The sequence below is a fragment of the Acinetobacter sp. FDAARGOS_494 genome, from assembly GCF_003812225.1.
GTDB lineage: Bacteria > Pseudomonadota > Gammaproteobacteria > Pseudomonadales > Moraxellaceae > Acinetobacter > Acinetobacter baumannii.
In genome coordinates this window covers 367,460-390,977 of record NZ_CP033866.1, presented here as the reverse complement: position 1 = coordinate 390,977, position 23,518 = coordinate 367,460, and the positions used below count along the sequence as shown (strand labels likewise).

Genomic DNA, 23,518 nt, shown 5'->3' with positions numbered 1-23,518 from the left:
CAAAGGTTGGTTATTTATCTGCTTACTATGTACAAAATTATATCAAGTAACATAATAGGTAGACGAATGGCCAATAGCCTCATGGTGAGCTAAATGCTAAAGAATATAACACTACTTCTCTATTTCTCACAGTCAAAAACGCTCATTTTTGGAAAAACCAGCGCATGTAAAATAGACTGTTAAAACAATTATCAAATATGCGTATTTGTTTGTAGATATTGAAGAATCTGATTTGGATGAAGTGGACGGCTAAAGAAAAAGCCTTGTAAAAAATCACATTGCTGCTTTTGTAGATAAATAACTTGTTCTTCGGTTTCCACACCTTCAGCAACTAGTTTTAATCCCATGCTTTTACCCATCGCAATCATCGCATTCACAATTGCTTCTTGTTTTTGATCACCGATTTTCGAAACAAAGGCCCGGTCAATTTTTAAAACATCGATTGGGTATTCTGTTAAATAAGCTAGCGATGAATATCCAGTGCCAAAATCATCTAGTGCAATTGAAATATTACGTTCTTTAATGGAGTGCAATAATTTTTTTACATTGTCAGTATTATCTAATAAAGCAGATTCCGTGATTTCTAGTTCTAAATTTGAACCATCAAGATGATATGTGTCTAAAACTTCGTCTAAATCACTGAGTAAAAGACCTCGATGAATTTGTTGAGCAACAATATTTACAGAAACTCGGACATCGGCGTAGCCTGCTTTTTTCCATTCTTGTAGCTGTTTGCCAACTTTATCTAAAACGACTTTACCAATATCGGAAATAAGGCTACTACGTTCAGCAAAAGGAATGAACATATTCGGCATAACTAACCCTTTTTCAGGATGCTGCCAGCGAATGAGTGCTTCAAAACCTTTAATCGATTTGTCATTTAAATTAATTTTTGGTTGGTAATACACCACAAATTCATCATTTTGAATGGCTTTACGCAACTCTTGTTCTAAGTCTGCTGTTTTATATGGGTTTGTAGTTTTATTACAGTAATAGCTGATAGTATTGCCACCTAAACGTTTTGCTTCCGACAACGCTTGTTCGGCATGATTGTTGAGGTGATCAATTTGCCGGCCATGCTCAGGGAAACAAGCAACCCCAATAGAAGCTGTAATGAAATATTCTTGTTCATCAATATAAAAAGGCGCATTTAAAGCTTGTAATATATTTTGGCAATATTGCTCAATGTTGGGATGAATAGGTGATATTTCATAAATAATTGCAAAATCATCGCCGTTTAAGTAAGCCACTAAAATTGCATTGATATTGGTCAGTCGTAGTCGCTGTGCAAATTGTTTAAGTAACTCATCCCCACTATCATTATTTAGAAACTCATTAAATGCTCTAAATCTATCGATATTAATACGTATTAAAGCCAGATTTTTAAAACTATAAGATGGATTAACAAGATATTGATGTAATTGATTATAATAGTAAAAGCGGTTAGGGAGGTGAGTCAAACTATCATAGTTTTTTAAATAAGATAAATGCTGCTCTTGTCGCTTTTGGTCGGTTAAATCACGTGCAAAACCAATATAATTAATAATCTGGTTGTACTCATCTTTAACTGCATTAATATGAAGCCATAAATAGACACTTTTACCCGATGTAAACTTTTCATCAAATTGGCCCATATATTCGCCAGTTTTTAGAAGTTGTTGAGTAATGGAGTCGTGAAATTGTTGTTGCTGTAGCTTCTGATTTATTGTGATATTAAATAGCTGCTGACTTAATAATTCAGATTTTGAAAAGCCAGTTAATTTCTCATAATAGGGGTTAACTTCAATATAGTTGAGTTTTTCATCTAGAATAAAAATTCCTTCAGCTGCCTGCTCAAGCACAATCGCAGAAAGTCTCAAATGTTCTTGATCTTTTTTTTCCTGATGAATATCTCTGGTCATTCCGACCATACGTAAAGCTTTATTGGTTTTAGGATCACGGCTAATGACACGTCCTACGTCATGAATCCAACGCCAAGAACCATTACGACGTAAAATGCGGAAGGTAATATTGAAGTGATCAGATTTTCCTTCCAAGTGTTCTTTTAAACGTTCATCAAATAACTTTCGGTCATTGGGATGAATGCGCTCTAAAATTGACTTGAGGTGTAAAGGAGTATTTTGAGTTTGTTTTTGTTGATCAAAAAACGTTATTTCTAATTTTTGTTTCTCAATATCCCAATCCCACGGTCGGATACCTGCTGTTTCATGTGCAAATGCTAAATTATGATGATGGCTTTCAAGCCTCTCATTCATTTTAGTGAGGTCATATGTCCTTTCCCGAACCTTTTGTTCGAGCAAATGATTATTAAATTGAAGCTGTGCTTCAATATCTTTAGATTTATTTACTTCTTGTTGGAGCTGTACACATAACTCTTCAGCCCATTGAGTATGCTGTTCTGCTACTTGAACAAGTTGTTTATTTTTAAATAATAGTTGAGAAATTTTTTGATAGTTACGCTGAGTTGCATAAGCACAAAGCAAAGTTGCGACGAAAGCTAAATTATAAGCAAAGTAAAAGGGGAGTTGGGTGATTTGAGAATGAGTAAACTGTCCAATAATGAGTGGGACTGTACTTGGAATAAAGAGTAAATAAAAATATCGAGGTTGTTGAGTTAAAAATGTAAGACCAATAATGTGGGCTGAGGTAATAAATAATGCTATGAGGATATGAACATCAGAAACAGATATTAAAGTGTCAGGAAGGGAAAAATGCAGAACAATGATATTAATTCCCATTAAAATTCCAGACGTCAAACAAATGCCTTGTAGCATTAAATCGGTTTTCTTAATGAAATGAATATCACGATAATGTGTTAATAGCTTTGGGACAAATAATAGACAGGTAAGCGTTAAAATAGTAAAGCCAATTGACCAAATAAAGTTTGTAATGTAAGAAGTAAAGTAACAAAAGAAAATAATAGCTGAAATTAGGCACAGTAAAATTAGGCTAACAAGATACCAGCGGATATATTGAATTGAGAGGCGAAGCTGCTCAATTTTTGTTTGATGCTGTAAATATTCTTCCTGAAGGCCAGACATAAGATTTTTCTATCCTATTTTTTTACATTTATACAGAAAGAATCTGATTTATCAGTGGAAAAAAATTTAAATTAATATTCATATCGTAAAAGTAAGTTAACTTTAATTGTTGATTTAATCAATGTTCAATAAGTTTATATGGATAAAAACCGATAATTTAAAATAGATAATGCTACAACAGGTGCAGTTTCAGTACGTAATACACGGTCCCCAATACACCAGTTCATAAATCCAGCTTGATTGGCTTGCGTAATTTCATTTTCACTTAAACCACCCTCGGGACCAATTAAGAGGGCTAGTTCAGGTTGTATCCCTGCCAATACATCTTTTTGTTCTTTTTCAGGAGCCAAAACAAATTTAGATGTAGGAAGGTCGGATGAGTTTAACCATTCATGAAGAGAAATAGGTGCTAAAACTTCTGGAACTAAATTGAGTCCACATTGCTCACATGCTGCAATTGCAACAGCTTGCCAATGATCTAACTTTTTTTGATCGCGGTCGTATTTCAAACGCATTTCGCAACGTTCACTGGTCAAGAGCTGAATCTTACTGACACCAAGTTCAGTTGCTTTCTGAATGGCATAATCCATTCGGTCACCTTTACTCATGACCTGACCAAGAATGGCTTTAAATGGAGCATTACGGTTTACAGGATTAAAATTCTCAATAGTGACAAACGCATTTTTTTTATTAATTTCGGTCAATGTCACGAGATACTCACCACCTTGCCCATTAAATAGTGTAGCTTGTTCTTGTAATTGTGCGCGTAAAACACGTACCCAATGATGGAAGACTGATTCAGTTAGTTGAATTGTTGAGCCAACTGTAAGTTCAGTTTCGATAAAAAAACGATTCATTGGGTACGCCTTACAAAATTAATTTAAACCAAGGTCAACAACAAGCTGACGAGTTGGTTCGACTTGGTTCATTGAGTAAAAGTGTAAGCTTGGTGCACCACCTGCAATGAGGCGTTCGCATAGCTTAACAACAACTTCATGACCAAAAGCTTTAATACTTTCACTGTCATCGCCATAGGCTTGTAATTGCTTACGAATCCAGCGAGGAATTTCAGCACCAGTACCATCTGCAAAGCGAATTAAATTACTTGCATTGGTAATAGGCATGATACCAGGAGCGACTGGAATGTTAATTCCAGCTTTTTCCAAACGCTCTATAAAATAAAAGTATGAGTCTGGATTAAAGAAGAATTGAGTAATTCCCGCATTGGCACCAGCTTGTACTTTTTCAATAAAACGTTGGATATCTGAGTCAAGGCTTTCGGCTTGAGGATGCATTTCTGGATAAGCCGCAACTTCAATATGAAAATGATCACCTGAGTGCTCACGAATAAAACGTACTAAATCTTGAGCATAAGGAAGTTCGCCAAGACCAACCTGTCCAGATGGTAAATCACCACGTAAAGCGACAATACGGTCAATGCCTTGAGCTTTGTATAAATCGAGTAGTTCAGCAATACGCGTCTTATCATCACCAATACAAGAAAGGTGAGGGGCAACAGGAGTGCCTTTACCATTGAAATCTTCAATAGCAGCAAGTGTGCGTTCACGAGTAGAACCACCAGCACCATAAGTAATTGAGAAAAACTCTGGATTTAATTGCTGTAATTCTTGGTGAACAATACGAAGTTTTTCAGCACCGGCATCAGTTTTTGGCGGAAAAAACTCAAAAGAAATAGGTGTACGTTTAGTCATGTCAAATCCTTGTAAACAGCGAAACATTTTTAGAAAAAAGGGCAGTCGGTTCACCGTCTGCCCTTAAGTTCTTAGTATTTGTAAGCGTCAGATTTGAATGGCCCCTCAACAGCAACGCCTAAATAATCAGCTTGCTCTTGAGTTAACTGAGTAAGTACACCACCGAAACCTGCAACCATTGCAGCAGCAACCTCTTCGTCAAGTTTCTTAGGAAGAACTTCTACGCGAATTTTTGCAGCTTTTTCACTTGCAGGTAGGTCGGCAAATTTCTCTTGGAATAAGTGAATTTGACCTAAAACTTGGTTAGCAAAAGAACCGTCCATTACACGTGATGGGTGACCAGTTGCATTACCTAAGTTTACAAGGCGGCCTTCAGAAAGAAGGATAAGATAGTTGTTTTCGTCTTCTGAACGATAAACTTGGTGAACTTGTGGCTTAACTTCAACCCACTTGTAACCACGTAAATAAGCCGTGTCGATTTCTGTATCGAAGTGACCGATGTTACATACAACTGCACCAGCTTTTAAGCTGTCTAACATCGCTGCATCACACACATGGTAGTTACCAGTTGTTGTTACAATAAGGTCAGTGTTGCCAAGAAGATCGTGGTTAATATCTTCTTTTTTACCTGTTTGTACGCCGTTTTTGTATGGAGATACAACTTCATAACCATCCATACATGCTTGCATTGCACAAATTGGGTCAACTTCAGTTACACGAACGATCATGCCTTCTTGACGTAAAGATTGAGCAGAACCTTTACCTACATCACCGTAACCGATCACAAGCGCACGACGGCCAGATAAAAGCATATCTGTTGCACGTTTGATTGCGTCATTTAATGAGTGACGGCAACCATATTTGTTGTCGTTTTTAGACTTAGTAACAGAGTCATTTACGTTGATTGCCGGTACTTTTAAAGTGCCGTCTTTCCACATTTCGATAAGACGTTGAACACCTGTTGTGGTTTCTTCGGTAATACCGTGAATGCGCTCTAAAAGTGCAGGATATTTTTCATGAACAAGAGCAGTTAAGTCACCGCCATCATCCAAGATCATGTTGGCATCCCAAGGTTGGCCATTTACATTAATTTGTTGTTCAAGGCACCATACGTATTCTTCTTCAGTTTCACCTTTCCAAGCAAAAACTGGAATACCGCGAGCAGCAATTGCAGCAGCAGCGTGGTCTTGAGTCGAGAAGATATTACAAGATGTCCAGCGAACTTCAGCACCTAATTCAACAAGCGTTTCAATAAGAACCGCTGTTTGAATGGTCATGTGGATACAACCAAGAATTTTTGCACCAGCAAGTGGTTTAGACGCTGCATAACGTTTACGTAAGCCGATCAAAGCTGGCATTTCTGCTTCAGCAAGTTTGATTTCTTTACGACCGTAGTCAGCAAGTGAGATGTCAGCAACTTTGTAATCTGTAAATGAAGCATTAACCGCGTTCATCAGGATCTCCTAGGAAAAAATAGTATTGATCATTCTGTTCGCGGATGCCGTTGTTGGTTAAAACGACTGTTTAACCGATCGTCGAGCCTGGCAAAATGATCTTTAGTGCCGATCATTTGTCGCAGCATCCCTCGACTAGCGAAACATTGTACTTGGAAAAGCTTTTAGTGCCAATCCAGTTTTGTTTATTATCTGCGTAATTACGACTTTAGATTTAAATTATGGCCTTAAATATTCCCGAATCTTTGGCAAACCTCGAAGCGAACTGTGGCCTTTTTGCAGTTTGGATGGTACTTCAACATCATGGAGTACAAATTGATGTTGCTGAGCTGATTAAAGTTTGCCGCTATGACGATGAAGGAACTTATACGATTGCTTTAGCCGTTGCTTTAAAAAAGTTGGGCTTTGAGGTGTCATTTCACTCAGATCATGATCCTAACATTAGCCCAAGCGAACGCATGAGCTATAAAGAAGCAAAGATATTAAAAATACCAACTGGGCCAGCGCTGAGCTATCAAGATATTCAAACAGAGACTCAAAATGGAAAAATGGTGATTGTGTACTACGACACTTTAGAAGGGGTAGGGAATCAGTCGCTCATTTATTCTATAGATCAAAATGAAATCTGCTTTTTTGATAGTTTTGAGCCGATGTCGGCAGCAGTTTTTGAGAATCAACGTAAAGCAGAAGGTATTTGCCGTCAGGCTGTCGTAATTGGTGACCGTAATTTAAATATTCATTCGACTAAATTGAATTAAACTTAAATGAGCCAGTAAAGTGCTGGCTCATACTGAAGTTATTGTTGTTGATATTCTTGAATGACTTCTAACGCAGCCCGGAAAGCTTCCTGAGTAGCAGGGGCACCGCAATATGGCAGGCTATGCAATAAAGTTTCCTGAATTTCTTCAACTGTACAACCATTGTTGAGTGCACCACGAACATGACCCTTGAGTTCTGTTGGTGATTTGAGTGCAGTTAACATTGCCAAAGTGATTAATGAGCGATATTTACGTGGCAGCACACCTTCACGTTGCCAAGTTGATCCCCATGCATGTTCATTAATCCAGTCTTGTAAAGGCTGGGTAAAGGGCACGGTATTTTCTTGGGCACGTTTTACAAAAGCTTCTCCCATCACTTCTGTGCGTACTTTTAATCCATTTTCGTAATCTTGCTTAGACATTAATTTCTCCTAAAAATAAAAGCGTCGAGTGACGCTTTTATGGTTATTTATTAATTAATGCGAATCAAAAATGATTGCAATAGTGAATTGGTGGAGGCACCAGTCACACTATTTGATGAGGGTTTGACAAAGGTAGGTCTTTATTTAACTTTTCATCAAAAACATCGGTAAGCATGCTATCGAATCGAATTGCGTTGTACTGCAATAATTGTTGAGCTTCGCTTTCAGAAATAAAGCCTTCTTTTATCGCTTGCGCAATATTCTCTTCAAAAGTAAGACCCGTAAACTTGCCTTTGGATTCAGCTTTCTTAAACTTATCCCAAAGCGGTTCAATGGTTCTTAACATTTGGAACGTGTGCTCTAGACGGCCAGTGACATCATTAGGTTCAGTTGAATAGTACACATGGCGTTTGAGTTGCACTCTAAACGGATGTTCTTCCATCATGAGTTCAGCAACTTGTTGTTTTAACTCATCGTCAGGTTTTGAAATCACACGACCTAACGGGAAGCATATCCATTTGATAAATGCTGCTGGAAGCTTGGCTGGGAAGTTGTCAAATAGTCCCCAAAATGCTTCCTGAATATTCAAGAATGCTTTTTGCAGTGCTAGTTTGGCATGAAGTTGTTCAGCTTCAGTTTTTTGTCCAGCCTCATAATATTTTAAAATTGCAGTGGCAATAAACAAGTGCGCGTGAATATCTGCTAAGCGGCCTGATAGCATTTCTTTACGCTTTAGATCTCCTGCGAGTAATCCTAGTGCCATATCGGAAACAAGTGAAAAATTGGCGCTAAAACGATTGATGGTTTTATAGTAACTTGCAGTGAATTGATCTGCTGACTGAGGCGCATCACTCGAACCACCTGTCCAACCATAAGCAAATGATCTTGCACCGCGGTTAAAGGTATAGGCTAAATGTTTAAACAACAAATCATCGAATTTTTGTACGGCATTGGCTTTGTCGTCAGACTGAAGTAATTGCAATTCTTCAAAAAGATAAGGGTGACAGCGCATTGAGCCTTGACCAAAAATCATCAATGAGCGGGTTAAAATATTTGCACCTTCTACTGTAATAGCAATTGGAATCGCTTGATAGGTGAGAGCAAGGAAATTGCGTGGCCCAAGTTGAATTGCACGTCCTCCAGCAATATCCATTCCGTGATTAACCACTTTACGCATCGTTTCAGTTGCATAGTATTTTGCCATGGCAGTCATTACAGCAGGGGTTCCACCTTGGTTTAGACCACACGTCACTAAATAACGGAATGCTTCAAGCATATAGGCATCGCTGGCAATTTCACTGCTTGCTTCTTGTACACCTTCAAATTTGCCGACAGAAATATTGAACTGTTGACGAATTCTTGCAAAAGCACCGACAGTGAGATAGCTCATTTCACCTGCGGCCGTGGCTAATGCGGGCAGTGAAATACCTCGGCCAACACCTAAGCATTCCATCAGCATGCGCCAGCCTTTACCAGCATTTTCTTGTCCGCCAATAATCCAGTCAATTGGAATGAAGACATCTTCACCCTCTACTGTCCCATTCATGAATGGAGAGCCCGGATAGTGTCGTGCACCTATTTTTACGCCTGCATGATTGGCTGGAATTAAAGCACAGGTAATCCCGTACTCAGTTTTAGTCTTATCTCCAAGTAAACCTTCGGGGTCATAAAGTTTAAATGCTAGACCGACCACTGTGGCAATTGGAGCGAGCGTAATCCAACGTTTAGAGAAATTCATGCGCAGCCCAAGAACTTGAGCACCTTCATATTCGCCATAGCAGACTACACCCGAATCTGGAATTGCACCTGCATCTGAACCTGCTTCCGGACTGGTTAAACCAAAGCATGGAATTTCTTCACCTTTAGCAAGTCCCGGTAGATATTGCTGCTTTTGCGCATCTGTACCGTAATGCATGAGTAATTCACCGGGTCCTAATGAGTTAGGAACCATACAACTCACCGCAGCAGTTAATGAACGCGAGGCAATTTTGCTCATAATGCGACTTTGAGCAAATGAGCTGAACTCTTTACCACCAAAGGATTTTGGAATAATAAGACCCAAGAAGCCTTTATCTTTAATGAACTGCCAAACTTCAGGAGGAAGGTCTTTTAATTGATGGTGAATTTCCCATTCATCCAGCATGCTACATAGCACTTCAACTTCATTATCGATAAAACTTTGTTCTTCTGGTGAAAGTGTAGGATAGGGATATTTTTCAAATTGCGACCAATCTGGAGCCCCCATAAATAACTCTTTTTCCCACCAGCTTGTTCCTGCTTCTAAGGCTTCTTGTTCAGTGGTACTGATGCTCGGCATTGAGTTGGCCAGAGTTTTATATGCAGGTTGGGTAATTAAGTTAAACCGTAAAGGTTTAAACAAAATAATAATGCTAAGTGCAATAAGGGGAATCCCTAAAAGTAATGCCCACGGCGTTAAAATGAAAGCAGTAAGTATGGCTACAGCAATCGTAATAACACTACCAGTGACTCTATTTAGGTTAAAAAAGAAAATTGCCCATATTGCAACAAGCTGAATGACAATACTTAAAACAAAGAGTAGGAAAATCATACTTGCTCCTTGCTAAATAAGCCCTCAAGTTAGAAATAATAAAAAAGCGAGGAGAGATTTAAGGCTTAACTAGCGAATTTTTTAATGCTGTTTAAATTTGATTTTTTATGTCGCAATTGATGTATATGCTAGAGCAGGGATATATCGTGCTTTTAAGTATAAAATATTTTTGAATGAAAGTGTAATGGCTTGTTTTATCGATTTGTCAAGAAATGTTATTGATTTTCTTGTATAAATAAAAAAGCCCTCATAATCTGAAGGCCTTTTTAATACTTATGAAGTGTTAAGCTTCGATTGCTTGTACCGCAATTTTTTTCGCAGGATCTACCTTGCGACGAACTTCAGGAACAGGTTCACCATAGTATTGGCGATCAGCAAAATAGCTTGAACGAACCATTGGTGCAGACCAAATATTTCTAAAGCCAAGTTTACGGCCATGCTCTGCATAACGTTCAAATTCTTCTGGTGTTACAAAACGGTCAATTGGTGCATGCTGTTTAGAAGGCTGCAAGTATTGACCAATAGTGACATAGTCGACATCGTGAGCACGTAAGTCATCAAGCAATGCAATGACTTCTTCTTCAGTTTCACCAATACCCACCATCAAACCACATTTTGTTGGGATGTCTGGGCAGTATTCTTTAAACATTTTTAATAGGTTTAAAGAGTGCTGATAATCTGAACCTGGACGCATCGCTTTATATAGACGAGGTACAGTCTCAATGTTGTGGTTAAATACGTCTGGTGGACATTCGGTCATAATGCGTAAAGCAATATCCATACGTCCACGGAAGTCTGGTACTAAAATTTCAAGTAATGTATTTGGGCTAAGTGCGCGAGCTTCTTTAATACAGTCCACAAAATGTTGTGCACCGCCGTCAAGCAAGTCATCACGGTCAACTGAAGTGATTACTGCATATTTGAGCTTAAGATTGGCAATTGTCTCTGCCATGTGGCGTGGTTCATCAGGGTCCAATGCATTTGGACGACCATGCGCTACGTCACAGAAAGGGCAACGACGTGTACAAATATCACCCATGATCATGAATGTTGCTGTACCACCGCCAAAGCATTCTGGAAGGTTAGGACAAGCTGCTTCTTCACAAACGGTATGGAGTTTTTGAGCACGTAAAGTTGTTTTAATACGCTGAACTTCTTCTGGTGCCGTCATCTTGACACGAATCCAGTCAGGTTTACGCGGCACTTCAACCGTAGGTACAACTTTTACAGGAATTCTTGCGACTTTTTCTGCGCCACGAAGTTTTACACCCTGTTCAGGTTTACGGTGTTCTGACATATTTAACTTTTCCACTCGTTTATAGAGACATTGACATTGTATTATAGCGGACTTCTACAAGTAATAGCGGAAAATAACTATTCATATAATAAATGTGGCTATTCAGAAATATAGGGTTGAGAAATACATAAATTCACCGCATATTAGCCATAATTTATTATAAAATATGGTCATTCAACAGAGGAAGGAGCTTTCAATGCCACGTAAAAAAGAGGTCGTTAGTGGGAATTTCGTTAAGTACGATGCGGTAGTTCTCGGTTCTGGACCTGCAGGTGAAGGCGCGGCAATGAAGCTTGCAAAAGCTGGTAAGCGTGTTGCAATTGTAGATGTACGTGATCAACTCGGTGGTAACTGTGCACACGTAGGAACCATTCCAAGTAAAGCATTACGTCAAACAGTTTCTAGCATTATTCGCTATCAGCGTGATCCAATGTTTCAAAAAGTAGGTGAATGGAAACAGTTCACTATGAAGCAGGTCTTGCGTAATGCACACAAAGTGATTCAACAACAGGTTGATACTCATACGCGCTTTTATGACCGTAACAAAATTGGTGTCTTCCACGGTCGTGCATATATTCAAGACAAAAATACAGTTTTAGTTTTTAGCCACGAAGGCATTAAAGAAACAATTATCTGTAAGCAAATCGTGATCGCGACAGGTAGTCGTCCTTATCATCCGCAAGGTCTTGATTTTGACCACCCACGCGTATTTGATTCGGACAAAATTCTTGATCTTGATTACTCAATTCAAAAAATCATTATTTACGGCGCAGGTGTTATTGGCTGTGAATATGCCTCAATCTTTATTGGTTTAGACCATAAAGTTGACTTGATCAATACTCAACAAAAACTCTTAAGTTATCTAGATGATGAAATCGCCGATGCTTTGTCTTATCACTTACGTGAACAGGGCGTGTTGATTCGTCACAATGAACAAATGGATCATCTTGAAACATTTGATGACCACGTTGTTCTACATTTACAAAGTGGTAAAAAGATTAAAGCTGATGCGATTCTTTGGTGTAATGGTCGTTCAGGTAACACAGAAGGTTTAGGTCTTGAAAATGTTGGTTTAGTACCAAATAGTCGTGGTCAACTTTCTGTAAATGATCAATATCAAACTGAAGTTGAAAACATCTATGCTGCTGGTGACGTGATTGGTTGGCCTTCACTTGCTTCGGCTGCCTATGACCAAGGGCGCTGTGCTGGTGCAAACATGAGTGGTGAAGATGCTAAGCCAGTACGTGATATCCCTACAGGTATTTATACCATTCCGGAAATCTCATCTATTGGTAAGAATGAACAGGAATTAACGGAAGAGAAAATTCCGTATGAAGTCGGTCAGGCTTCTTTCCGTCATTTAGCTCGTGCACAAATTACCGGTGATACAGTAGGTGAGTTGAAGATTCTTTTCCATCGTGACACTTTGGAAATTTTAGGTATTCACTGTTTTGGTAATAATGCTGCTGAAATTATCCACATTGGACAAGCAGTTATGCACAGCCCAAACAATACTTTGAAATATTTTGTTGAAACGACATTTAACTATCCAACAATGGCTGAAGCATACCGTGTAGCTGCACTTAATGGTATGAATCGTTTATTTTGATTTTAAATAAGTTTTTCATGAAAAAGCCCACAAACTTGCGGGCTTTTTTATTTTTATTAGACCATATGTTTTTTATATTTTTATGACAATGTACAGAGTGATTTCAGCGTCTCATCTCTTTAGTGTGCACAAAATGCTTGATTAAAATATTCAAACAAATCAGGCGTCTGTTTCCATAAAACAATAGAAAAAACCAGAAGAGCTAAGATGAGGAAAGTCATAATTGTTTTCAAAAGTACGGCATTATGCGTCATGAATAACAGCCTCCTCATTTACAAAGAAATGTACGATTACCCCTAATATGCTCAATGCGATAGAACAGAGCCAAATCACATTGTAATTACCTGTTAAATCATGGTTAACACCACCAAGCCAACCACCAAAGAAAGACCCGACTTGATGGGTGAAAAATACAATACCACTTAACATTGAAAGGTATTTAACACCAAACATATTTGCCACGATACCATTGGTGAGAGGAACCGTAGAAAGCCATAGAAGCCCCATGATAATACCGAAAGCATATACTGTATAAGTGCTTAGAGGTAACAATAAGAAAGCAATGATTGCGATGCCGCGGCTACCATAAAGTGCCATTAATAACTTAGGTTTCGAGAAACGATCTCCTAACCAGCCTGCGCCATAAGTCCCTACGATATTAAATAATCCGACTAAAGCAAGAAACACCGTACCTGTAGCGGCATCAAAGCCGTGGTCGATTAAATAACCTGGTAGGTGAACACCCAAAAAGACAACTTGGAAGCCACATACTAAAAAGCCTAAAGCTAACCACCAAAAAGGTTTATGTTTTCTAGCAATATTCAGTACTTGTTTAAAGGTGAGCTGAGGTTGGGCAATTGCTTTTGGGGTTTGGTTGCTTGGCCCTTTTAACATCCATGCTAGAGGAATAATAAGAGCGATTAATAGCGCACTTACCATTAAAGCTGACGACCACCCCACTGTTTTAAGTAAAAGAAGGGTGGAAGGCAGCATAATAAATTGGCCAAAAGAACCGGCTGCACTGGCAATACCCATTGCCATACTTCTTTTTTCTGGTGGAGCAGCTCGGCCTACTGCGCTAAGCAAAACTGTAAATGAGGTTGCTGATAAAGCTAAACCAATAATAAGACCTAAGCTTAAATTCAAAATGAGTACACTTGAGCTAAAAGCCATTAAGAGTAAGCCAAGGGTATAAAGTAATCCGCCGACTGTTACCACAACTTTACTGCCATATTTATCTGCAATTGCCCCAGTAAAAGGCTGAACTGCACCCCAGATTAGATTTTGCATGGCAATTGCGAGACTAAAGACATGCTGTCCCCAACCGAACTCATGACTCATCGGGACTAAATAAAGCCCAAAACCATGTCGTACACCTAGTGACAAAGCCAAAATAATGGCACTTCCAATGAGCATATAAATGAGTGATTGAGAAAACTGATGGCTTGTTTTAGTCATTGTGAGTAGAAAATTATAAGAATGTGATAAATCATTGTAGAAGATATATCGAATAATATCGATATATCTATAAAATTATTTTAAGAAAAGTTAAAAAGTATCTTAGAGATTGTGGACTATTATGAGAGAGGGGAAGAAGCAAAAATCATTTTTGATTTCTGCTTCTTATCAGAATTAGGCTGCGGAATTGCGTTCAAGTAGAGCCTGTTCAAAAAGTACTTTTTCTTTTTCTTTGTGCTCGGTTGTGAAGCGAATCAAAATTACACTACAGCCTGCAACCATAACCAGTCCACCTAAAATAAATAGACAAGTTTGAATATCAAGTACGCCTTTTAGTAAGAAACCAGCTGCTACTGCGCCCACATTTCCACCTGCGCCAATAATACCTGCGACGCCGCCTAATGCATTTCGGTCAATAAAAGGGACTAGTGCATATGTTGCTCCGCAAGCCATATGGGTAAACAATGCAAAAACTGTCATGGAAATAATTGCAAGAGCTACGACGTTCATTTGAGAGAAGAGTATTAAGAATAAACCTTCGCCTAAAATCATCAGTACAAGCACTTTAGTACGTCCGTCTAAACCTTTTTTAAGTGCGACTTTATCGGAAATAATACCACCTAATGCACGTGCAAATAAGGCAAGAAGACCAAATATACCTGCGGTTAACCCTGCTGTTTTTAAATCCATTTTGAATTGGTCAACATAGTACATTGCCGCAACATTATGGATGAAAATTTCAATACCAAAGCAAGCACCATAAGCGAGGAATAAAATCCAGACACGGTAGTTACGAGCCGCTTGCATTAAGATTGCCATGCCACCCTTTTTACCGCTACCCACCTCAATACCTTGTGCACGAACTTCTTTAAAGTTTCCTTGAGGACAATCTTGGGTAAGTTTCCAGTAAAGAACCCCAACAATTACCATCATTACGCCTGGTACGATTAATGCAACGCGCCAACCCATAGTTTGCTCGACACCGAACATTACAATTGCACCGAGTAATAAAGGCATTAGAGCTTGTGTTGCACCACCGCCAGCATTACCCCAACCCGCAGCAGCTGCATTTGCTGTGCCTACGACATTTGGTGCAAACATGATACTGGTATGATATTGCGTAATGACAAAGCTTGCGCCAATTGCACCGATGAGTAAACGGAAGAAAAGAAAAGATTCATAGCTGTTGGCAGCGGCAACACCAAATACAGGAATACTGCCAAGTAAGAGAAGGGTGGTGTAAGTAATACGCGGACCATATTTATCACAAAGTGGTCCGACAGCAAGCCGCACTAAAATTGTAATTGCAACGGCGGCAATATTAATATTGGCAATTTGATCTTTGGTTAAGCCGAACTCACCTTTAATAACGGGCATTAATGGAGCGCAAGCAAACCATGCGAAGAAGCAGACAAAGAACGCGAGCCAAGTCATGTGGAAAGCACGCATAGCTGGGGTTGAAAAACTGAATAATTTAATTTCAGTCGCTTTTTTTGCATCTAAATTAATATTTGAAGACATACGCCGTCCCCCTGAACTGAACGAAATTTTAATTTGCACGACAAAATGAATTGTCTATTTGCATACCGATCAGAGCGGACATCTTTGGCCGTCTTGGTTTATCCATTGAATCGCCATTGATTCATCATGTCATAAATAAAGCAAAGGGCGTGCCAAAAGATAATTTTTACTAAAAGGAAAATCTTAGTTTTTAATTTTATTAGGTTAGTTGTCTAACATAAAAATCATTAGAGAAAAGGAATTAAAAGAAGAGGTGTTAATAAAAAATAAAGAAGGTTGAACTTAGTAAACATGATCCTAAAAAATGCTCATTTTTTTGGCATTTTGGTTTAAAAAGAAGCAATTTTGGCAGGATAAATAAAAAGCTATAAAAGCTTAAGTAAAGCTTTTATAGCTTGTGTGCTTTTGAGATTTAGAATCGGTAACCAATACCGGCATAACCTAATATTGGATTAATTTCGATATCTGCTTTTGCATTAATTAACTCACCGTACTTGGCATCATTGACTGTAATAGTTGTATCCGTTTTTAAGTGAGCATAAGACACAGAGCCAACAGCATACCATTTGTCATTAAAGTCATAGGTGAAACCTAAAGTTGCTACGGGTGCAATTGCGTCGGATGCCTCAAGATCTACTTTAGGATCACCAGAGCTAGTTTTTCTTTCTAAAGCAGCACCCGATTTACCATCTTTAATATTGACAATCATATGCCCAGCATTTACTAAGTCATTTTCAATTTCAGGATTTATTTCTAATTCATTGAAATATGCATACATCACACCTAGTCCAACATAAGGTCTGAATTTATTTACGCCAGTTTTGCCAAAGTGATATTGTAATTCAAATGCTGGTGTCCAAGCTCGAGCTGATGCCGCACTCCCATGTGCTTCAAGATCGGTAATAAAAATATTATTTTCAAGTTCCATAGAACCAAGAATTCCACCAGCAGGTTTTGCAGTAGCGGAAAAAGGTGCATAAATCTTACCTTTACCTTGTAGATCGACTTTAGGCGGAATCCCTGCTTTTACTTCTAATGAAATATTATCTGTAAAAAAGTAATTTGTCATAAGACCGAGAGTAGTTACATCATCTGCTTCTAAGCCCGTATTCTCAGCCTCCCATTGACTCAAACCGCGAATTTCAGCTGTTCCACTTAACCATGCGGGAATAGTATCAGTACCTAAACCAATAACATCAATAAGTTCTTCAAGAACGACATTACTATTACTATCGGAAATATTGTCTTGAATAGTTTTTACTTTAATATCTCCGACCTTAGATTGCTCATTTTCCTTAACAGAAGTGTTAATCCTAAAAGGCTGGGCTTTTCCTGTTGGTTTGACATATAAAGGACCAGCTGAGACTGAAAAACGTTTGAAACCATCACCATCTTTTAAACTAAAATATGGGGAAGCGGCGGAAGTGACTGTTGGCAGAGCAAATAAGGCAGCTGTCATACAAAATAATGACTTTTTCATCATAAAAGGACTCCATGTCCGAGCATTTGTTTACTGATTTTTATTGAGCCCACCATAACGCGTTTTATTGAAATAATTGTGTATTAAAAATTAATAATTGTAATTTTTTTGAAATATTTGTTTATATTTGGAAATATTTATTAATAAAAAGTACAAAATAAAAAAGAAAAGGCTACATAAAGTAGCCTTTTATTAATTTTGATTAAATTATTGATTGAAGCGTGAAAGATCTTCTTCTGGGCGAGCTGTTAATACTTCAATCCCTGTTTTAGTGACTAAAATAGTATGTTCATATTGAGCTGAAAGTTTATGGTCTTTGGTTACAACTGTCCATTTGTCACCAAGCAATTTGGTTTGCCAAACACCGGCATTTACCATAGGTTCAATAGTGAAAGTCATACCAGCTTCTAAACGCATACCCGTACCAGCTTGGCCATAGTGCAACACTTGAGGTTCATCATGGAAAACGGTACCAATGCCATGACCACAATATTCACGTACTACGCTAAAACGTTCTGATTCGACATATTTTTGGATGGCATGTCCAATATCGCCTAAATACGAACCATCTCTAACTGTTGCCATTCCACGATACATCGCTTCTTGAGCTACTTTACATAAACGATTTGCCAGAATAGAAGTTTCACCACCCACGATATACATCATGTTGGTATCGCCATGATAACCATCTTTAATGACGGTCACGTCGATGTTAAGGATATCGCCGTTTTTTAAGATTTTATTTTCAGAAGGAATACCATGACATACAACATGGTTAACCGAAGTACAGATAGAGTGTTGAAAAGCAGGGCGTCCTGGCGCACCACCGTAACCTACACAGGCCGGAATAGCGTGCTGTACATTTTCAATATGATTACGACAAATCGTATCAAGCTCGAGTGTGCTTACACCAGCTTTAATATGCGGCTTGATCATATCTAGAACTTCAGCCGCCAGTCGTCCTGCAATGCGCATTTTTTCAATTTCATCTGGAGTTTTGATTAATCGACGTGGAGCTGTATAAGTACTGTTCATGATCTCTAAAAACTTTTGGTAATTTACAAGCGTCTATGGTATAAATAGCCGCCCATTTTATCAAATGCTTTTCGTGAATATCTTTTACGAAGAATTTTGATAGGTGGAGTAAAAATCCGCACATATATCGTCACATTACTCTGGGTGCCCGTAAAAAGGTGGAGAATGCGGATATATGGAGGCCTAACCCAACTTTTAAGGTAAAGAAAATGGCAGATTACAACGTAAGCATGCGCGACCTTCTTCAAGCAGGTGCGCACTTTGGTCACCAAACTCGTTTCTGGAACCCAAAAATGCGTCAATACATTTTTGGCGCGCGTAACAAAATTCACATCATCAACCTTGAGCACACTGTTCCTGCGTTAAATGATGCTTTGAACTTCGCTAACCAATTAGCAAGCAAAAAGAACAAAGTTTTGTTCGTTGGTACAAAACGTGCTGCTTCTAACATCATCCGTGAACAAGCTCAACGCGCTGGTCAACCATACGTAGATCACCGTTGGTTAGGTGGTATGTTGACGAACTGGAAAACACTTCGCCAATCTATCAACCGTTTAAAAGATCTTCAAACTCAATCTCAAGACGGTACTTTTGCTAAGCTTACTAAACGTGAAGCTTTAGAACGTACTCGTGAGATGGAAAAACTTGAGCGCTCTTTAGGCGGCGTTAAAAACATGGGTGGTTTACCTGACGCATTATTTGTAATCGACGTTGATCACGAAGCGATTGCAATCAAAGAAGCGAAAAACTTAGGTATTCCTGTTATCGGTATCGTTGATACAAACTCTAACCCAGACAACGTAGATTACGTTATTCCTGGTAACGACGATGCGATCCGTGCAGTAACTTTATATGCTTCAGCTATGGCTGATGCAATTCTTGCTGGTAAAGAATACGCTCAATCTCAAGCGAACGCTCAAGCAAAAGGCGATGACGCTGCGAAAGACGCTTCTGAGGCTTAATGCGTTTTGACGCAGGCTTGTCATTTTTGCGACATGTAATGGTGGCAAATTAAGCGTCGAGAGTGCAAACGGCCCAGAGTTTCTTTGGGCCGTTTTTGTTGAACAGATTTATTTTCTACCGATTTTAGGAGATCAACATGACTGCAATTACTGCAAGCATGGTAAAAGAATTACGTGACCGTACTGGTCTTGCAATGATGGAATGCAAAAAAGCATTAACAGAAGCGAACGGTGACATCGAACTTGCTATTGATAACCTTCGTAAATCTGGTCAAGCTAAAGCTGCTAAAAAAGCTGGCAACATTGCTGCTGACGGTGCAATCACTATCGTTCAAGACGGTAATAAAGCGATCTTAGTTGAAGTAAACTGTCAAACTGACTTCGTTGCTAAAGACGAAAACTTCTCTAACTTTGCACACACAGTTGCTGCTGCTGCATTAGCTGCTGGCGAAACTGATGCTGCTAAAATTGCTGAATTAAAATTAGCTGATGGCCAATCAGTTGAAGAAGCTCGTATCGCGCTTGTTCAAAAAATCGGTGAAAACATCCAAGTTCGTCGTGCGAAAATCGTTGAAGGCGAACAATTGGCTATCTATAAACACGGTTTAAAAATCGGTGTTGTAGTTTCTTATACTGGTGATGCTGACACTGGTAAAGGTATTGCAATGCACGTTGCTGCATTCAACCCAGTAGCAGTAAATGCTGAAGCTGTTCCAGCTGACCTTATCGCTAAAGAGAAAGAAATTGCTGAAGCGAAAGCGTTAGAATCTGGTAAACCAGCGAACATCGTTGAGAAAATGGTAACTGGTTCTGTTGAGAAATACTTAAACGAAGTTGCTCTTGACCGTCAAATGTACGTTATCGACAACGAGAAAAAAGTTGCTGACGTATTAAAAGCGACTGGTACAAATGTTGCTAACTTCGTACGTTTCGAAGTTGGTGAAGGTATCGAGAAAAAAGCTGAACTTAGCTTTGCTGAAGAAGTTGCTGCTGCTCAAGCTGCTGCGAAGTAATTCGTATCTTCAAAAAAAGCCCCCTATGGGGCTTTTTTTATCTCTGTTGAAAACGGAATATAAAGATGACAAATAAAAAGAATCTAGGTATTGGCGGCATAATTGTTTTATTGATTGCTGCATATTTGGGTCTGGACTTATCTGGGCATAAAAACAATTCGACACCATCATCAAGCATACCTGCGAATCAGCGTACTGAAACGACGTTTTCAAATGATGGAGTAGATACCATAAAGGCTGCTTATGAACGTAGAGAAAGTAACGTTCAAGTGCAGGGTAGTGGTCGAGTAAAAGCAATCTTAAAAGAAGATAATGATGGGTCGAGACACCAGAAATTTATTCTGATATTAAAAAATGGACTTTCAATTTTAGTAGCACATAATATTGGTTTAGCACCAAAAATTGAAGATTTAAGAAAGGGTGATATTGTCGAATTTAACGGGGAATATGAATATAACGAAAAAGGTGGAGTATTACATTGGACGCATCATGATCCACAGAACCGCCATGAAAATGGTTGGTTGAAACATAATGGTCGTATTTACCAATAGAAAATAGGATATCCATTTCCGCATAACAGCAATTTTGTTCTATGCATCTTTTTAAAACATGCTATGTTTTTTTGTAGATAAATAGATGAGATGTATATATGCACCGGGAACAGGCTGACTACTTGCATTTGCGAGAGTTGGGCGGTTTAGAATTATTAAAAGCTCATTATCACCAAACACAATTTTCAAAGCATACTCATGAAGGATATTGTATTGGTGTCATTGAAGAGGGTGCTCAGTCTTTTTTTAGGACGGGTCAACTACATGTTGCTCCTAAAGGTGACATTATTTTGGTTAATGCAGATGAAATTCACACAGGCTCATCTGCTGTTGAATCGGGCTGGCGTTACCGTGCAATCTATCCTACACCCGAAATGCTTGCTGAAGTAAGCCAAGATTTTTTTGAGCAAGGCCATGGGGCACCTTGGTTTCCGCAAGCTGTAATTCAGGACTTGGGATTATCTCAACAACTCTGTTTATTATTTGATTTATTAGAACAAAAAGACAATTTTTTGCTTAAAGAAACCATGTATTTATCAACATTAGCCTGCTTAATGGTACGTCATGGTAAGTCAAGACACACCTTTTGCGAGTTGCCAGAAGCTTATTCAAAAGTATTAAAAGTTAAAGATTTGTTAGCTGATATGCCTGAAAAGAATTTTTCTTTGCAGGAATTGGCTGATATGGTCGGGTTAAGTGCATGGCATTTTTTAAGACAATTTAAAAAACATGTGGGTTTACCGCCTCATGCATGGTTAGTACAGGCGCGTTTGCAAAAAGCGAGACAATTATTAAAACAAGGCGTTCAAATTGTAATGGTTGCACAGCAATGTGGTTTTTCTGATCAAAGCCATTTTAATCGTCATTTTAAAAAGGCGATGGGTGTTACACCAACCCAATATGTGGCGAGTCTTAATCTTTAAATTTATTTGCAGTGCTAACCGCAATTTTGTTCAAGCGAAGCTGAGCTAAATACCAGAAAATCTATAAATAATAACTGTTATAGATGTCTAGGGATGAATACTCATTTAAATCAATCTATTAGATTTTCTAAAAGCCGACCACCGCATCTTTTTTTACGAGGAGCGATAGATATATTGCCACTATCTATTTCGGTTATACCATGGGCTATTTTAGCTGGATCAATGGCAATTCATGCGGGTTTATCATTTTATAAAGCACTAGCGATGTCAGGAATTGTGTTTGCTGGCGCTGCGCAATTAGTAAGTTTAAGCATGGTGATGGAAGGTGCATCGTTATTAACCATCTATGTCACTATTTTCTTTCTTACTGCTCAACATTTTATTTATGCTTTAACTTTAAGGAATGACGTTTCTATTTTACCTCTCTCAAAAAGACTAACTTTAGGGTTTCTGCTTACCGACGAATTATTTGCAGTAAGTGTTCCTAATGAGAAAAAACATCCTCAATACTTATTCGGAGCAGGTCTTTGCTTTTATTTATTTTGGGTGGTTTTTAGTTTAGTTGGTATTTTATTAGCAACGGCGCTACCTAACTTATTAAATTATCATTTGGATTTTTCCATTATTGCTATTTTTGTTGCCATGATTGTTCCTATGTGTAAGGGGAAGCCTGTAATGGCAGGCATTTTAATGACTTGTGTCAGTGGTTTTGTACTTAAGTATTTTCATATAGAAGGAGCCATTCTAATTTCTGGTTTATTGGGGATGTTTATTGCGGTAATAGTCGAAAATAAAATAGGAGAAAAATAAAATGTCATGGCTCATGATTTTAGGACTGGCAGCTATCGTATTTTTTAATCGTTATTATTTTTTAGAACCAAATGTAAAAGTTAAATTACCAGTACTTATGAATAAAATGTTGAATTATTCAGCTCCTTGTTTATTAAGTGCTATTTGTATTCCAGTAATTTTTTTTGAAAATAATGAATTAAGAGGATTTTTAGATAATCCTTACTTATACGCAACGATATTTTGTACTGTCGTGGCTTTCTATTTTAAAAAAGTGTTACCGAGCGTTCTGCTGAGCCTAGCATTTTTTTATTTTATAAATTTTCTAATAAATCATTAAGTTAAAGCTGAATCTTTTTAGGATTCAGCTTCTTCAAAATTTATTGAGCAATCAGTTTCTTTTGACGGCTTTTCCAATGAGGTAATATCTTTGCAAGATAAGCATCCATACACCAGACCGGACCAATCAAGAGAAATTGCAAATCTTTAAAGAAAGAAGGTTTTTTTCCTTCAACTTTATGTCCATAAAATTGTCCAATCCAGGCAAACACAAAAAGAGCAATATAAAATCCTACACCTACTGGCAGAACATAAATAAGCCATGCCATCACAACAAGTAGAGCAGCCATTGCTACTGCAAGTACAAGATCAAGCCGAGCATAAAAAATGAGGGTCAGTACTACGAGTAAAGCGGTGAGTAAGGCACTAAAGTGAGCAATAATTCCAATAATCGAAAATAAAATAGCTGGAACACATACCCAGTGAATTTTCTTATTTATCGGGTTTTGATGACTTTCACTATATTCATCAAACCATTCACCGATAGATTTCATAGACCTTGTTCTCCTTGTCTAATTTTGAGTCATTCTTTTTCTGTTTATATTTTATCCTCTCGTTATCGGGAGAGACAAGACAAGTTGTATA

General features: G+C 38.3%; 20 protein-coding genes. 8 read left to right on the top strand and 12 right to left on the bottom strand.

Translation table 11 applies throughout. From position 1 onward, the window contains the following. Positions 1–191 precede the first annotated feature (191 nt). The 4 genes from EG365_RS01955 to ahcY all read right to left on the bottom strand — a co-directional run bounded on the left by EG365_RS01955 (position 192) and on the right by ahcY (position 6,207). Entirely contained in the window at positions 192–3,041 is a 2,850-nt protein-coding gene (locus tag EG365_RS01955; protein WP_000016026.1) for a putative bifunctional diguanylate cyclase/phosphodiesterase, read from the bottom strand. A gap of 134 nt (positions 3,042–3,175) precedes the next feature. Further along, on the bottom strand, positions 3,176–3,898 hold the full coding sequence (locus tag EG365_RS01950; protein WP_001078591.1) for a 16S rRNA (uracil(1498)-N(3))-methyltransferase: 723 nt from the start codon (positions 3,896–3,898) through the stop codon (positions 3,176–3,178). An 18-nt stretch (positions 3,899–3,916) separates the two neighbouring features. Further along, the gene (gene metF / locus EG365_RS01945; protein WP_000167014.1) at positions 3,917–4,753 is read right to left on the bottom strand and encodes a methylenetetrahydrofolate reductase [NAD(P)H]; all 837 of its coding nucleotides are present in this window, start codon (positions 4,751–4,753) and stop codon (positions 3,917–3,919) included. A 71-nt stretch (positions 4,754–4,824) separates the two neighbouring features. After that, positions 4,825–6,207, bottom strand: a complete 1,383-nt coding sequence (ahcY, locus tag EG365_RS01940) for an adenosylhomocysteinase (RefSeq protein WP_000994841.1) — start codon at positions 6,205–6,207, stop codon at positions 4,825–4,827. Positions 6,208–6,428: 221 nt separating this feature from the next. Here ahcY and EG365_RS01935 point away from each other — a divergent pair, with 221 nt between their 5' ends. Further along, positions 6,429–6,965, top strand: coding sequence for a cysteine peptidase family C39 domain-containing protein (locus tag EG365_RS01935; protein ID WP_001196986.1), 537 nt, complete (start codon positions 6,429–6,431; stop codon positions 6,963–6,965). A 38-nt stretch (positions 6,966–7,003) separates the two neighbouring features. On the opposite strand, the gene EG365_RS01930 is transcribed toward EG365_RS01935, so the two are convergent. The 3 genes from EG365_RS01930 to lipA all read right to left on the bottom strand — a co-directional run bounded on the left by EG365_RS01930 (position 7,004) and on the right by lipA (position 11,253). Next, positions 7,004–7,387 (bottom strand): carboxymuconolactone decarboxylase family protein, encoded by a 384-nt coding sequence (locus EG365_RS01930; RefSeq protein WP_000043121.1) that lies wholly within the window; start codon positions 7,385–7,387, stop codon positions 7,004–7,006. 103 nt (positions 7,388–7,490) lie between these two features. Then, complete coding sequence (locus EG365_RS01925) at positions 7,491–9,956, bottom strand: acyl-CoA dehydrogenase (RefSeq protein ID WP_000576654.1); 2,466 nt, start codon at positions 9,954–9,956, stop codon at positions 7,491–7,493. A 283-nt stretch (positions 9,957–10,239) separates the two neighbouring features. After that, on the bottom strand, positions 10,240–11,253 hold the full coding sequence (gene lipA / locus EG365_RS01920) for a lipoyl synthase (protein ID WP_001289259.1): 1,014 nt from the start codon (positions 11,251–11,253) through the stop codon (positions 10,240–10,242). A 196-nt stretch (positions 11,254–11,449) separates the two neighbouring features. Here lipA and sthA point away from each other — a divergent pair, with 196 nt between their 5' ends. Then, entirely contained in the window at positions 11,450–12,862 is a 1,413-nt protein-coding gene (gene sthA / locus EG365_RS01915; RefSeq protein WP_001137505.1) for a Si-specific NAD(P)(+) transhydrogenase, read from the top strand. 243 nt (positions 12,863–13,105) lie between these two features. On the opposite strand, the gene EG365_RS01910 is transcribed toward sthA, so the two are convergent. From EG365_RS01910 to map, 4 genes are all read right to left on the bottom strand, one after another. Beyond that, complete coding sequence (locus tag EG365_RS01910) at positions 13,106–14,320, bottom strand: MFS transporter (protein ID WP_000169417.1); 1,215 nt, start codon at positions 14,318–14,320, stop codon at positions 13,106–13,108. A gap of 174 nt (positions 14,321–14,494) precedes the next feature. Beyond that, complete coding sequence (locus tag EG365_RS01905; RefSeq protein ID WP_000097621.1) at positions 14,495–15,841, bottom strand: MFS transporter; 1,347 nt, start codon at positions 15,839–15,841, stop codon at positions 14,495–14,497. A 412-nt stretch (positions 15,842–16,253) separates the two neighbouring features. Continuing rightward, positions 16,254–17,324: an OmpW/AlkL family protein gene (locus tag EG365_RS01900; RefSeq protein ID WP_000976520.1), complete on the bottom strand. Its 1,071-nt coding sequence runs from the start codon at positions 17,322–17,324 to the stop codon at positions 16,254–16,256. Between the two features lie 204 nt (positions 17,325–17,528). Next, positions 17,529–18,356 (bottom strand): type I methionyl aminopeptidase, encoded by an 828-nt coding sequence (gene map, locus EG365_RS01895; protein WP_001089491.1) that lies wholly within the window; start codon positions 18,354–18,356, stop codon positions 17,529–17,531. A 209-nt stretch (positions 18,357–18,565) separates the two neighbouring features. Between map and rpsB the strand changes: the two genes are divergently transcribed. From rpsB to EG365_RS01865, 6 genes are all read left to right on the top strand, one after another. Next, positions 18,566–19,318: a 30S ribosomal protein S2 gene (gene rpsB, locus EG365_RS01890; RefSeq protein ID WP_001982118.1), complete on the top strand. Its 753-nt coding sequence runs from the start codon at positions 18,566–18,568 to the stop codon at positions 19,316–19,318. Positions 19,319–19,455: 137 nt separating this feature from the next. Beyond that, a complete protein-coding gene (gene tsf / locus EG365_RS01885) occupies positions 19,456–20,331 on the top strand; it encodes a translation elongation factor Ts (protein WP_000125378.1) in 876 nt (291 codons plus the stop codon). Between the two features lie 65 nt (positions 20,332–20,396). Then, positions 20,397–20,882: a DUF3465 domain-containing protein gene (locus EG365_RS01880; RefSeq protein WP_000182519.1), complete on the top strand. Its 486-nt coding sequence runs from the start codon at positions 20,397–20,399 to the stop codon at positions 20,880–20,882. Between the two features lie 98 nt (positions 20,883–20,980). Next, a complete protein-coding gene (locus tag EG365_RS01875) occupies positions 20,981–21,805 on the top strand; it encodes a helix-turn-helix transcriptional regulator (protein WP_000554500.1) in 825 nt (274 codons plus the stop codon). 93 nt (positions 21,806–21,898) lie between these two features. Further along, positions 21,899–22,615 carry an AzlC family ABC transporter permease gene (locus tag EG365_RS01870; RefSeq protein WP_001989255.1) on the top strand — a complete coding sequence of 239 codons (717 nt, stop codon included), beginning with the start codon at positions 21,899–21,901 and terminating at the stop codon, positions 22,613–22,615. A gap of 1 nt (position 22,616) precedes the next feature. Then, on the top strand, positions 22,617–22,934 hold the full coding sequence (locus EG365_RS01865; RefSeq protein WP_000118659.1) for an AzlD domain-containing protein: 318 nt from the start codon (positions 22,617–22,619) through the stop codon (positions 22,932–22,934). A 40-nt stretch (positions 22,935–22,974) separates the two neighbouring features. Here EG365_RS01865 and EG365_RS01860 read toward each other — a convergent pair whose 3' ends face one another. Further along, positions 22,975–23,427 carry a DUF962 domain-containing protein gene (locus EG365_RS01860; protein ID WP_000835608.1) on the bottom strand — a complete coding sequence of 151 codons (453 nt, stop codon included), beginning with the start codon at positions 23,425–23,427 and terminating at the stop codon, positions 22,975–22,977. Positions 23,428–23,518: the final 91 nt, after the last annotated feature.